Annotated in this window: 12 protein-coding genes; 8 read left to right on the top strand and 4 right to left on the bottom strand. The window is 59.5% G+C overall.

Translation table 11 applies throughout. From position 1 onward, the window contains the following. Nucleotides 1–1,750 precede the first annotated feature (1,750 nt). From F4Y38_02555 to F4Y38_02545, 3 genes are all read left to right on the top strand, one after another. Entirely contained in the window at nucleotides 1,751–2,458 is a 708-nt protein-coding gene (locus F4Y38_02555; GenBank protein MXY48160.1) for a hypothetical protein, read from the top strand. Between the two features lie 159 nt (nucleotides 2,459–2,617). Further along, nucleotides 2,618–2,998, top strand: coding sequence for a hypothetical protein (locus F4Y38_02550; protein ID MXY48159.1), 381 nt, complete (start codon nucleotides 2,618–2,620; stop codon nucleotides 2,996–2,998). A gap of 540 nt (nucleotides 2,999–3,538) precedes the next feature. After that, nucleotides 3,539–3,841, top strand: coding sequence for a hypothetical protein (locus tag F4Y38_02545; protein MXY48158.1), 303 nt, complete (start codon nucleotides 3,539–3,541; stop codon nucleotides 3,839–3,841). A 20-nt stretch (nucleotides 3,842–3,861) separates the two neighbouring features. Here F4Y38_02545 and F4Y38_02540 read toward each other — a convergent pair whose 3' ends face one another. Beyond that, a complete protein-coding gene (locus F4Y38_02540) occupies nucleotides 3,862–4,956 on the bottom strand; it encodes a Gfo/Idh/MocA family oxidoreductase (protein ID MXY48157.1) in 1,095 nt (364 codons plus the stop codon). 216 nt (nucleotides 4,957–5,172) lie between these two features. Here F4Y38_02540 and F4Y38_02535 point away from each other — a divergent pair, with 216 nt between their 5' ends. Continuing rightward, nucleotides 5,173–6,558 carry an aspartate aminotransferase family protein gene (locus F4Y38_02535; GenBank protein MXY48156.1) on the top strand — a complete coding sequence of 462 codons (1,386 nt, stop codon included), beginning with the start codon at nucleotides 5,173–5,175 and terminating at the stop codon, nucleotides 6,556–6,558. 3 nt (nucleotides 6,559–6,561) lie between these two features. On the opposite strand, the gene F4Y38_02530 is transcribed toward F4Y38_02535, so the two are convergent. Beyond that, a complete protein-coding gene (locus F4Y38_02530) occupies nucleotides 6,562–8,016 on the bottom strand; it encodes a hypothetical protein (GenBank protein ID MXY48155.1) in 1,455 nt (484 codons plus the stop codon). A 399-nt stretch (nucleotides 8,017–8,415) separates the two neighbouring features. Here F4Y38_02530 and F4Y38_02525 point away from each other — a divergent pair, with 399 nt between their 5' ends. The 4 genes from F4Y38_02525 to F4Y38_02510 all read left to right on the top strand — a co-directional run bounded on the left by F4Y38_02525 (nucleotide 8,416) and on the right by F4Y38_02510 (nucleotide 11,158). Then, nucleotides 8,416–8,619, top strand: a complete 204-nt coding sequence (locus tag F4Y38_02525; protein ID MXY48154.1) for a hypothetical protein — start codon at nucleotides 8,416–8,418, stop codon at nucleotides 8,617–8,619. A 10-nt stretch (nucleotides 8,620–8,629) separates the two neighbouring features. After that, a complete protein-coding gene (locus F4Y38_02520) occupies nucleotides 8,630–9,478 on the top strand; it encodes an amidohydrolase family protein (protein MXY48153.1) in 849 nt (282 codons plus the stop codon). Between the two features lie 92 nt (nucleotides 9,479–9,570). Continuing rightward, nucleotides 9,571–10,389, top strand: a complete 819-nt coding sequence (locus tag F4Y38_02515; GenBank protein ID MXY48152.1) for an amidohydrolase — start codon at nucleotides 9,571–9,573, stop codon at nucleotides 10,387–10,389. A 13-nt stretch (nucleotides 10,390–10,402) separates the two neighbouring features. After that, nucleotides 10,403–11,158: an amidohydrolase family protein gene (locus tag F4Y38_02510; protein MXY48151.1), complete on the top strand. Its 756-nt coding sequence runs from the start codon at nucleotides 10,403–10,405 to the stop codon at nucleotides 11,156–11,158. A gap of 65 nt (nucleotides 11,159–11,223) precedes the next feature. Here F4Y38_02510 and F4Y38_02505 read toward each other — a convergent pair whose 3' ends face one another. Together F4Y38_02505 and F4Y38_02500 are read right to left on the bottom strand one after the other, a co-directional pair. Then, nucleotides 11,224–12,015, bottom strand: coding sequence for a carboxylesterase (locus F4Y38_02505; protein ID MXY48150.1), 792 nt, complete (start codon nucleotides 12,013–12,015; stop codon nucleotides 11,224–11,226). Beyond that, nucleotides 11,889–12,146, bottom strand: coding sequence for a HigA family addiction module antidote protein (locus tag F4Y38_02500; GenBank protein ID MXY48149.1), 258 nt, complete (start codon nucleotides 12,144–12,146; stop codon nucleotides 11,889–11,891). Before F4Y38_02500 ends, F4Y38_02505 begins: the two co-directional genes overlap by 127 nt. Nucleotides 12,147–12,156 lie beyond the last annotated feature (10 nt).

Below are 12,156 nucleotides of genomic sequence, written 5' to 3'. Positions count from 1 at the left end.
TCCGGCAGGTCCGGCAGGTCCGGCAGGTCCGGCAGGTCCGGCAGGTCCGGCAGGTACTGACGCCCCGGATCCAGGGGCAGCAGTTCATCACATAGCAATTGCTGCAGTTAAGGCAGGCGCTGACGATCCAGACGATGAAGACTATATGTCGTATGGAATCGGTGATGATGGGAAGATGGCAATCCTCCGATTGGAGGAGGAAAAAACAGTTCACGTGGTAGCTCGCGCTCAAAACGGAACCATGGTTTCTGATGTCATGTTTGATTGGGAAGAGGGAGACGATAGAGATACCGTAGAACTCGATCCCAGTGATGACACCATGTCAGCAGATGTCGAGGCCGCGGAAGAGGGAGAGACCACGCTCAGAGTTACCGCGGTCGGTCACGCAGTAGCGGCTGACATCAACATCACAGTGACCAAGGCAGCGAAGAAGATCACTTTGATGATGGGTGACGATGAGTTTGAAGTTGATGATTCGTATGCCCCGGGAGCTACGTTCATGTTAGCGGCTTCTGCGGATGTGATGATGCGGGCTGGAAGTGATTTCGGTTGGAGTTCTGACGATTCCTCTGTCGAAGTGAAAGTTAATGAGGGAACCAACCCTTACAAGGCCATGGCCACAGTAACGGCCAAATCGCGTGGCGATGCTACCATCACCGTGTCATACGAGGGCATAGAGAAATCGTTCAACGTTAACGTCATCGGCAAGGAGACGGAAATTCAGAACGATCGCCGGTTGAGTATTGTTAGCGTCAGTAATTCCACGTTTACATACACTGTCGTAGGGGACGATGATGACTCCGACGGCTACGCTTCGGGAACGTGGGATACCGCTCACTCCGAGGTCGAGATACGACTTTTGGAGTCGAATGGTAATCCTGTGGCAGTTCCACGTACATTGACCATAAAAACTGGCACGAATGAAGGCTTTTTAGGGCTCTTAGCGCCCGTCGATGCTCCTGCTGATGTGGCAATTCCTTCCTCTGCCGTATCGACTACTGCGGTAAGTACAACGGAAGACAGTGGCTTGGCGGTTTTTAATGTCAGCGCTATAACGATAACCCCTGGCGAACTGCGGTCCGGCAACTTGGATACCGAAGCCACGATAACGGTAACCGTAAGTGGTCCGGGTGCGGAAGAAGATGCAGAGATAGAGTTCACAATTAAAATTGTGGATAGTCGGTCGTGAGTAGCAAGGAATTCGGGATAATCCGGGCCCGTAGCCAGGGTGCTGGTAGAGTCCTGTGAAGGGTGAGTGGTCATGCCTGCCAAGGTAGTGGGCACTCACCAAGTTCAAGGGTGGCTCCCGGTATTGTCCTGACAGGACGGTGTGGCAAGAGACACCCTGGACACACTCGTTCTGGCATTTGTATCAAGTCACCTTAGAACGCCTTCCCGTTCGCCCTGAGTAGGAGCCACCGGCCACTGAAAAGGGCGATCGGTCCCGAAAAAAAGAAAAGCCCCGTTGAGGTAAACGGGGCTTTTCTGCGTTCAACGATTTATGTAAAGGTAATCAAATGGGCCGATCCCCGGAAGAATGGCTGTTATCGACCACCCAGGAAAACGTAATCATCGTTTAATACAGATCCTGGGGCAGTTCATTCCCTTGACCCTCCCCGAGCCGCGCGGCTATTATTCAGGATGACGAGACGACCAGTCGTCCGTATCCTCCGTGTCCTCCAAAAGACACAGTGAGGACCATCATTTGCCATCAGTTCATACCCGCATACTGATCGTCCCGGAGTCCTGAATCCCCTTGCGAACCCTGTTCATCGGCGATATTCACGGCTGCGCCCGTGAATTCGAACAACTGCTTTCCAAGCTGGCATTCCAGCGGGACACGGACCTCCTGTACCTGACAGGCGATGCTTTCAGCAGGGGCCCCGACCCCGTCGACGTATGGAAGCTGATCCAGGATACGGGCGCGAGGATGGTCCTCGGCAACCATGACTACCGGCTGGCGGACCGGCTACGCCGGCACCTGTCCGGCGCCAGGGTTTCCACGCGAAGCCGCGATACCCTTAAGACCCTGGAAGCCCTCGCCCCATGCGCCGACGCCCTTATCCCCTGGCTGGAATCCCTTCCCCTCTGGATCGACGAGCCTCAATTCCTGCTGGTCCACGCGGGCATCAATCCGGAAAAAGGCTTTCACGGCACGACCACGGAAGAGTTCCTCGTCATCCGTACATGGCCGCCCGTGGAAGGCATCGTGGGGCCCCGATGGCACGACGCGTACGATCCATCCGGCAAGCTGATTATATTCGGCCACGACGCGCCCGGCGGCCTCGTGATCAAGCGCCGGGAAGACCGTTCCCCCTACGTGATCGGCCTGGACTCGGGATGTATCTATGGCGGGCAGTTGAGCGGATACGTGCTGCAGGAAGACCGGTTGGTGCAGGTTGAGTCCAGCCATCCCCGGAGCGAACGACCAGATTCAGGACCATCAACGCTGTCTTGAGTCGCGCCTGGCTGTATGCTCGGACCCCATCTTTCCAAAAAGTGTTTTTCCTTCGAGATTCAGTAAAAGATTCCTGTCTAATCCATTTAGAGCATTACCGCATCATGTTCGCCAGATGGGATTACAGACGTGGCACATCAAATCATAAGGAGTGAACCTATGCCCCTGGATAAAGACCGGCCCCCTGATAAATCGGACTTTCATGAGCAGCCTGGTTCGTTCGAATGGTATGTTGTTCAGAAACTCGATCAGCTGGGCCATGGAATGGATCGGCTGCAAAACGATGTGGGGCAACTGCAAAACGACGTAGGGCAACTGCAAAACGACGTGGGGCAACTGCAAAACGACGTGCGAAGGCTGGAAAATACAGTGGGTCGGCTGGAAAACGCCGTTAATGGTACCGAAAACCAGGACGGTATCCTTACGAGGCTGAGTGTGATTGAGCAAACGATGGCGACTAAAACCTGGGTGCTGGCACTCGCACTGGTGGGATTGATCAATTTCACCGGGATGGTGGTCGCTATGATTAAGATATGGTAATGGGTCCACTCGAACGCCTGACGGCTGCAAAGGAGTGAATTGAGATCATGTCAACCGAAAGCACAAACAACGAAGGTCGGATCGGACGCCTGGAAGGCATCAATGAACAGATAGACAAGCGCTTATCCCGGATCGAGACGGTGGTGATCGGCCAGTTGGTCATGACCGTTGCGATCCTCCTGAGGTTGTTTATCTCGTGATCCAATATCCAGGTACACAATAAAAGATTCAGGTACACACCAAAAGAATTGAAAAAGGGCATTCAATTGGAATCGTTACCTTCGTGGTTGCCTACGGTTGCTGCCGTACTGTTGATCGCTGTTATCGGGGCTGTAGGAAAACTGTGCCTTTGGATGGGGAAGAGGGAGGGAATTGAAAGTGGCGTCATAACGACGCTTGAAGTCATCAAGGAAGACATCCGAACGATCCGGATCGCGATATCGGACCTTGTAACAAGCAATGAAACAAAAAGCCGTCAATGAGAATCAGGAATCACTGGCATCGTGGACACATGGCGAACTGTTTTAAGGAGGGAATGGAATGTCCGGGTCAGGTTGGTGGCAGCGCCACGGCGCGGTCGTTACATCGATAATCACCCTTATCTCAGTGTTAACGTATTTACACGTTTCATTGAATACCTTAAGGGTTGATATAAGGAGTGAAATAGGTAGCCTGAGAAATGAAATGAGAAACGAAATGAGTAGCTTAAGGACCGAAATCATAGCGGAATTCAAGGATTTGCGGGTGGCGTTGGACCGGGTGGAGACTAAGGTGGAGGAGGTCAGGGGATACTTGAGATTCAACGCAGCCGCGCCACCCAACGAACTTACCCCAAAGGAGTAAACTCAGATCAGGCAAGGCATTCAGACGTGCCAGATATACAGATCGCGGTTGGCCAGCGGGAGATCCACCCAGGTGCCGTCGCGGCGATGGCTTTCGGCGACGGCGATGCAGGCTTCCGTGATGTGGTGCGCGGTCTCGACGTGCCCCAGGCTTTGATCGCCCGTCTCGTAAGCGCGAACGAGATCTTCCAGGCAGGAAACGACCGTGCTCTTCGGCGTAACGAATTCGAACGGCACCTCCTCCCAGGCGCTTCGGCCTTTTCGATCATCCCGTCCATCGAGCGGTGCCCGCCGCAACGATGCACCGGCCCCGTTGTTCAGCGACCGGATGGTCCCTTCGGTCCCGATGATCTCGTACTCCCATCCCGCCGCGGGGATCGACCATGCGCGGACACCGTTCTCGAAATTCAGTTCATACGTCGCGATCGGGTCGTAGGGGATGTGATCGCCTTCTATGACGTAGTCCCGGGGGTCGATCTCGCCGCGAACGGAACGGATGGCGGGATCGCCGATCAGCCAGGAGAGCGTGTCGATGGAATGGATGTGACCGTGCATCAGGGATGACTGCGCGTAGTGAATGGCCGTCCTGGGCTCGCCCACGTCGCCGCGAAGCACCGCGTCGCGCACCACGCCGTACCGGTTGTCGAACCTGCGCAGCACACCCGTGTTGAACACCGTTCCGTGCTTCAACACGGCGTCGCGGATGTCGTCGGCCGCCGCCATGGAACTGGCCATGGCCTTCTCCACGTAGAGCATGGGCACGCCCATTTCCGACAGCGCGACAGCCAGCTCGGCATGGGAGTCTCCGCGGAACGAAGCATCCGGCGCCTCCCGGGCCGGTTTCTGCAGCCCCGAGGCGGTGGTGCATACGGCGACGAGATCCGGGCGCTCCTCCCTGACCATCTCCCGGAAGTCCTCGTACAGGGCGTTGACGCCCCAGCGCCTGGCAAAGTCCTCCCTGCGCTCGGCGCGCGGGTCGCAGCCGGCGGCGATCTCCAGCCGTTCGCTCGCGCTGCAGGCCGCCGCGATGGAATAGGGCAGGGGCGTATGGCCCTCGTCGTCGATCGTGCTGCCCATGCGGCCCAGTCCGATGATCCCTACGCGATAAGTTTTCATGGTTTCAAAGTATAAAACCGGACCCGCAACAAGGCAAAAACTATCTGGCTTGCCTCGCAGCGGCACCGGCGAACGGCACCGGCGTTCGGCACGGCGAACGGGGCCGGCGAATTGTATTGACAGGCCGGTGGTGCCGGTTTAGCATGGCCTTACCCTTTCCCCCCTTAAAAAAAACGCTGGTCACCATCACAATCCAGCAACCCCAGGAGACGGAACATGGCGTCGCTACCCACCACGAACAAGGGCTGGCTCGAACTCGGCAACCAGTACCTTCTGAGACATCCGATGCGCACCGCGCCGCTGGTTCCCGAACGCGGCGACGGGCTCTACATGTGGGACGTGGAAGGCCGGCGGTTCATCGATTTTCAGTCTGGACAGTTGTGCGTGACCCTGGGCCATTCCCACCCGGATTACGTGAAGGCCCTCTGCGACCAGGCCCACAAGATCATCCAGGTGGGCACGACTTTCATCGCGCCGTCGGAAGTGCTGCTGGCCAAGAAGATGGCCGAGATCGCGCCGGACCCGCTGCAGAAGTCCTTCTTCGCCTGCACGGGATCCGAATCCAACGAAATGGCCCTGCGCCTCGTGCGGAAGTACACGGACCGCTTCGAGGTGATCGCCCTCATGCGCGGCTACCACGGCCAGTCCTACGGCAGCGCGTCCATCACCGGCCGGGGAGGCATGCTGCGGGAGGGATACGGGCCCATGCCCACAGGCGCTTCGTTCATTCCGACGCCCTATGAGTACCGCTGCCAGTTCTGCCGGGATGAAGCCTGCTGCAACCTGGGATGCGCGGACGCGGCGGAGAACGTGATCGACTCGTCCACATCCGGACGGCCCGCGGCCTTTTTCTTCGAACCGCTCATGAGCGCGGCGGGGCAGATCGTGCCTTCCAAAGAATGGATTCAGCGGATCGTGGAAATCTGCCGGGAACGGGACATCCTGACCGTGGCGGACGAGGCCCTGACGTGCTTTGGACGTACGGGCAAGTGGTTCGCCTTCGAGCACTTCGATTTCGTGCCCGACATCGTGACCTGCTCCAAGGGACTCGGCGGCGCCGTGCCCCTGTGCGCCGTGATGACCAGCGCGGAAATCGCGGACGCCGCGGTGGCCAAGGGATTCATGCCTTTCTCGTCCCATGCCGGGGATCCGCTCCTCTGCGAAACCGGCCTGGCCAACATCGAAATCGTCGATCGCGAGAACCTGGTGGAAAACGCCCGGGTCGTGGGCAACTACTTCATGGACCGGCTCAAGGTGATGGAGGATACCTACGAGATCGTGGGCGAGGCCCGGGGACTGGGGCTGTGTCTGGGGCTCGAGCTGGTGACGGACAAGCAGAGCCGGGAGCCCAATTTCGACGGCGCCGCCATGGTGACGGAGTACTGCTACGAGAACGGCCTCTGGCTGCCCATCGTGCCCAGGATGCTCGATAAGGATCCGCTCAGCCGGCGCTTCATGGAGCTGTCGGGTTCCCAGGTGCTGCGCTTCATGCCGCCGATCACCATCACCGAAGCCCAGATCGACGAATCCCTGGAGATCATCGAGGCCGGGGTGCGCATCGCCGAAGAAAGGACGGCGCGCGTGGCGCCGGCGGTGGAGTAACGCTCAGGACAGGCGCACGAAGATGTACCAGAGCCCGATGGAGATGTAGGTCGCGGTGATGGCGACCATGATGACCCGGGTTAGGGGATGGGGTTTGACCCACGACGGGAAGGCCCGGGGGACGAGGACGTAGTTCAGGTAGATCAGGCCGGGACAGAAGAGTCCCATGGCCATGAAGGCGATGACGCCCCGTATGATGAGCAGGTCCCCGGGCTGCGCCAGGGGCAGCGTGATCGTCGTCAGCACGGTGAACACCACGACGAAACCGTAATACAGCGTCCGGAAATGATACCGCCTCGCCCGCTTCACGTTGGCGTAGATGAAGTCGGCCTGCATGCGGGCGAAGCCGTCGGTGGACTGCAACCAGGCATCGCACAGGAACGCCGCGGCGACGACCAGGAACACGACCTTGCCGATGGCGCCCCAGCTGACCTCGAAGAAGGCCGACTGCACCACGGCGATTTCCCAGCCCTCGGGAACGATGCCCTGCGGCTTCAGCAGGGCCCACGCCAGCCAGCACATGATGATGGTCGTCACCAGGTTCAGCGCGACGCCGAGGCCCGACTCGAGCTTCAGGTACCGCATGAACTTCCGGAAGTTTATACGGTTGGACTCGGTGTCCTCGAAGGCGTACCCCGTGGCCGATATGGCCTCCGGCGCGGTCCGCAGGGGGCTGGTTATGCGCCCGATGTAGGCCGACATACCCACGCCTTTATCCCGCATCCAGTAGGACAGGAAGAGCTGGCCGAACCCGCCGGCGCCGGCGAAGACGATGGCGGTGAGCACTGTGGACAGGTCCGCGGGATCCCAGTTGGCGGGCCTGTGGTAGCCGGGCGTCAGCAGGACGCCGAAGAACTCGCCCGCCACGTCCAGAACCGGCCGCTGGAAGACGGCGAAGGCAATCCCCACCATGGTGATGACGACTACGGCCACGGTGAGCCGTTCCACGATCAGGTAGACCACCCGGCCCATGAACAGGGCGACCAGGTAGATGCCGATGGTCAGGTAGGCCCAGAAGAGCGACTGGCCCCGGACCGTCCATCCATAGGGGAATCCGGTCAGCTCGGCCAGGGCGCCGCCGCCCGCCGAAGCGTAGGCGCCGAACCAGATGTTCTCCAGGAACACCCCGACCCAGATGGCCGACACGTACCACTTCCCGATGCGGCTGAAGCCGGTCAGGGCCGTCTCTCCCGTCATGATCGTATACCGGGCGATCTCCACGTTGACCCAGTACTGCATCAGGGCGGCCGGGATGAGCAGGCCGATGAAGGCCGCGCCGTACTTGGCGGTCAGGTAGGGCCACCAGATGAGCTCGCCGCTGCCCTGGGCCAGTCCGGCCCAGACGATGCCGGGACCGACGTACTTAAGCATGCCGGCGAAGGTGGGCACAGCGGCCAGTTTCAGCGGCGACAGGCGGCCGAGTGGACGGGTGTTTTCGGTGGCGGTTTCGTCGGACATGAAATGGGATCCGAGGACTGGCGTTTTTTTTCCGTCTAAGGTATACAGTCCAATCAACGCGAAGACGAACTATTGGTCGGGGAAACGGGGGAAGTTGCGGGATCCGGTCGAACCGGCATAGTACACGGGGGTGCGGGATAGTTCAAGCACAAAAAAGAAACCACAGGTGGCTTGATCCCACAGATTTCTCAAGGCTGGTTCACAGCTGCACAGCCTGACGAGGGTGAGGGTGTAAATCCGTTGACTACCTGCCATTGCGCTGATAGCTTTCAAATGAAGGAGATCATAATATGAACGAAAGAAAACCACCTGACTCCAACGATGAAGTAATGGTCGAAATCTATTACAAAGACAACAGTATCAAGAACCGGTTGGTTTTTATTCCATGAGGGAAGGGTTATGTCGAAGAAGAAAGGACGGATTCTGGACGTGGACGTCGGCGAGCGTCTCAAAACCGCGTTGATGGATGTTTTAAACGACGAAGAGATCGTCGCATTGCGTATGGAAGTTGACGTTGAAGTCAAGAGCGGATATACCGATAAAGCGTGGTACGCCTGGAAGAATCCAGCCTGTACCCAAAGCGTCTCTTCCAAAGGTATTTGAGGATCACGCCATGGTGGATTTCCCCATTGTCGATACCCACGTACATCTCTGGGACCCGAATCACCTGAGATACAGCTGGCTGGACGGTATTCCCCTGCTGAACCAGCGGTACCTGCTGGAAGAATACCGGCAGGCCTGCGGAGCGGTCCAGGTGGAGCAGATGGTCTTCGTGCAATGCGAATGCGACGCCGGCCAGCACGTCCAGGAAGCGGAATGGGTATCCGGTCTCGCCCGGCAGGACGGCCGGATCCGCGGGATCGTGGCCAACGCGCCGCTCGAACGGGGCGCGGCGGTCGACGAAGATCTCGAGACCCTGGCCGCCATTCCCCTGGTAAAGGGCATCCGCCGCCTGCTGCAGTCCGAGGACGCCGCCTTTTGCCTGCAGCCCGGTTTCATCGAAGGGGTCCGCCTTCTGCCGTCCCACGGGCTGTCCTTCGATATCTGCATCTTCCACCCGCAACTGGCCAATGCGATCGAATTTGTCCGGCAGTGCCCCGACGTCTCCTTCATCCTGGATCATATCGGCAAGCCCGACATCAAGAACCAGGTATTCGATCCGTGGAAGAACGAATTGAGGACCCTGGCGGAGATGCCCAATGTCTACTGCAAGATTTCGGGGCTCGTCACCGAGGCGGACATGGAGCGGTGGACGCCCGAGGATCTGAAGCCCTACATCGACCACGTGATTGCGTGTTTCGGCATAGACCGGGTCATGTACGGCGGGGACTGGCCCGTCGCCTTCCAGGCCACGGAGTACCCGCGCTGGGTGGATACCCTGTCCTGGGCGACCAGCGGACTTTCGGACGCCGAAAGACGCAAGCTGTTCCACGACAACGCCATCTCCTTCTACCGGCTGTAACGGTCTACGGGCTGTAGTAACGACCCGTCCGTGCCCGGCGCTGTTCCGGGCACCACGCCCCGTCACGCAATACTCCTCACTGCCCGATTGCCATGACCCTCGCCTCCCTGCGTCAGAAGCTTCTGCCCGGTGGACCGGTGCTGGATATCCACGTACATCCCCTGAACTGCTTCGGCACCTATGGGGTTTCCTCGCCTGTCGAGGACGCGGAAAGGTTGATCGCAACCGCCCTCCGTTCCGGCGTGACCCGGATGTGCGTGTTTTCGCTGCATGAAACCACGCCCTATGAGCCCACACCCAAACAGTGCCGGCAGGCCAATGACTACGTGTTACGGATGCGGGACGCACAACCCGACGCGATCCTGCCGTTCTGCTATGTCACACCCGCGTTTCCGGACGAGGCCGCCGCCGAGATCGAACGGTGCGTAAGGGGCCAGGCCATGGCCGGGGTCAAGCTGTGGGTAGCGCGCCGGGCAACGGACCCCGGGCTCGACCCGATCATGGAAGCGGCCGTGTCGTTGGACGTACCGGTGCTGCAGCACGCCTGGTTGAAGACCACCGGTAACCTGCCCGGCGAGTCCACGCCCTTCGACGTGACCGACCTCGCCCGCCGCCATCCCCGCGCGAGGATCATCATGGCCCATCTCAATGGGGTGGGCTACCGGGGCATCGAGGCGATCGCCGACATGCCGAACGTCGTGGTGGATACTTCGGGCGGCGATCCGGAAAGCGGCATGGTCGAAGTGGCCGTCAGCAGGCTTGGCGCCCATCGGGTCGTCTACGGCTCGGACGCGCCTATCCGGCACTTCGGCGTCACGATGAACAAGGTCCTTGGGGCGGGCATACCGGACGCCGACAAACGGGCGATTCTGTGGGATAACATATTGCGTATATTGAAGTTGGGCGAATAACACGGAGCGAATCATGATCATCGACGTCAGTGCCTGGACCGGTCCGTGGCCTGCCCTGGTCAACGTGCCGTACGACGTCGCTTCGGTACGGTCCTCGTTACGCGCATATGGCGTGGAGCGGGTTTTCATGGCTCCCCTTGGAGCCGCCTGGAGTGCCAACCCGCATCTCTGCAACCCGGTCGTCTATGAAGCGGCAGAAAAGTATGGCGACATCGGCCCCGTACCGGTCATCGATCCGACGCTGCCCACATGGCCTGCGGCGTTGTCGAAAGCTACCGGTCATCACGCCGTCCGCATGATCAAGCTGCTGCCGGGTTATGGAAAATATGACCTGGCTGGGGCGGATGAGTTGTTCGAAGAGGCGGGCCGGGCGAGCCTGGTAGTGATGGTCCAGATCCGCATAGACGACCCGCGGCGACATCACCCGATGGCGCAGGTTCCCGACGTACCGGCAAGAGACGTGGTGGAAGCGGCGAAGCGCCATCCCGATTTGAAACTGGTCATGGGCGGAGCAAGCGCGGCTACTTTGAAGGGCTTCGTGGAGGAATTACGCGGATTGCCCGGTCTGTATGCAGACACTTCCCAGGTGGATGGGGTGGATAGTGTGAAGATGCTGGTGGACGCGGGAATTGGGGGCAAGCTGCTTTTCGGATCGCACGCTCCGGTGTTCATGCCGGCGGCGGCCATGGCGCGGGTACTCACCGATCTTCAAGAGGATGCGGCCGTGGGGATCATGAATGACAACGCGGCGGGATTGCTGAGGGCTTGATGGGGGCTTGAACCGGCGAACTAAACTCAGAGGCTTTCCGGTGCGCCTCCCCAAAACATTCCCCTTCAGGTCCCCAGTACGGTACGGATCCATTGGCCGATCTGGACGATTTCCTCTGGACACACCTGGTGGGCCATGGGATACACGTGGTATTCGGGTTCCATGCCCAGTCGCCTGAGGGATCTGGCGGCGGCGCGCCCCAGGGATTCATTCAGCATCGGGTCCATTGATCCGTGGCAGACCAGTACGGGAAGCCTGGACTGAGCTGGGTGCGCGACGACGCTGGCGGCCGTGGGAAAGTAGGTGGACAGGGCAATGATGCCGCCGATCCGTTCCTGGAATGAAAGCCCGGCCTCGAGACATACCGCGCCGCCCTGGGAGAAGCCCGCCAGCAGGATCCGTTCACTCGGCACGCCCCGATCGATCTCCTGTCGCAACAACGCCTGCACCTTGCCGGCGGAAGCGCGCAACCCGGCTTCGTCGATACGGCGGGAATCGCCCAACTCCATGATATCGTACCATGCGGGCATCACCATCCCCCGGTTAATCGTCACCGGGATGGAAGGCGCTGAAGGAAACACGAAACGGACCGCGCAGGCCGCCGGCAGCCCCAGTTCCGGAACAATCGGCGCAAAATCGCTTCCGTCCGCTCCCAGCCCATGCAGCCAGATGATGGAAGCGTTGACCTCGGCAGAATTGTTGGATGTGCGTTCTATAACGGGGAGATCGGTCAATGTGGTTTGTAACCGGAATGTGCAGCGTCGTAAGCCGCCTGCAGACGAATCCAGGTCTCCGTGGTCGAGCCGAAAGCCTTTGCAAGGCGAACGGCCATGTCGCCGGAAATCTGTGAATGGCATTTCACCAGATTCGATAGCGCCTGATGGCTGACGCCCAGTACCTTCGCGCCATCGGTCAAGCTGAAGCCGAGCGGCTCCAGGCATGAGATGCGCACCACTTTGCCGGGATGTGGTGGGTTCTTCATGGGCATCTGCAATCAT

Source organism: Gemmatimonadota bacterium (assembly GCA_009838645.1).
Classification (GTDB): Bacteria; JAAXHH01; JAAXHH01; order JAAXHH01; family JAAXHH01; genus JAAXHH01.
The sequence above is the reverse complement of the archived record's forward strand: the minus strand, read 5'-3'. Positions and strand labels throughout refer to the sequence as shown.

Coding starts and splice junctions, on each gene's coding strand:
- F4Y38_02550 (MXY48159.1), top strand. CDS start 2,618: ATGCCCCTGGATAAAGACCGGCCCCCTGATAAATCGGACTTTCATGAG.
- F4Y38_02545 (MXY48158.1), top strand. CDS start 3,539: ATGTCCGGGTCAGGTTGGTGGCAGCGCCACGGCGCGGTCGTTACATCG.
- F4Y38_02540 (MXY48157.1), bottom strand. CDS start 4,956: ATGAAAACTTATCGCGTAGGGATCATCGGACTGGGCCGCATGGGCAGC.
- F4Y38_02535 (MXY48156.1), top strand. CDS start 5,173: ATGGCGTCGCTACCCACCACGAACAAGGGCTGGCTCGAACTCGGCAAC.
- F4Y38_02530 (MXY48155.1), bottom strand. CDS start 8,016: ATGTCCGACGAAACCGCCACCGAAAACACCCGTCCACTCGGCCGCCTG.
- F4Y38_02525 (MXY48154.1), top strand. CDS start 8,416: ATGTCGAAGAAGAAAGGACGGATTCTGGACGTGGACGTCGGCGAGCGT.
- F4Y38_02520 (MXY48153.1), top strand. CDS start 8,630: ATGGTGGATTTCCCCATTGTCGATACCCACGTACATCTCTGGGACCCG.
- F4Y38_02515 (MXY48152.1), top strand. CDS start 9,571: ATGACCCTCGCCTCCCTGCGTCAGAAGCTTCTGCCCGGTGGACCGGTG.
- F4Y38_02510 (MXY48151.1), top strand. CDS start 10,403: ATGATCATCGACGTCAGTGCCTGGACCGGTCCGTGGCCTGCCCTGGTC.
- F4Y38_02505 (MXY48150.1), bottom strand. CDS start 12,015: ATGCCATTCACAGATTTCCGGCGACATGGCCGTTCGCCTTGCAAAGGC.
- F4Y38_02500 (MXY48149.1), bottom strand. CDS start 12,146: ATGCCCATGAAGAACCCACCACATCCCGGCAAAGTGGTGCGCATCTCA.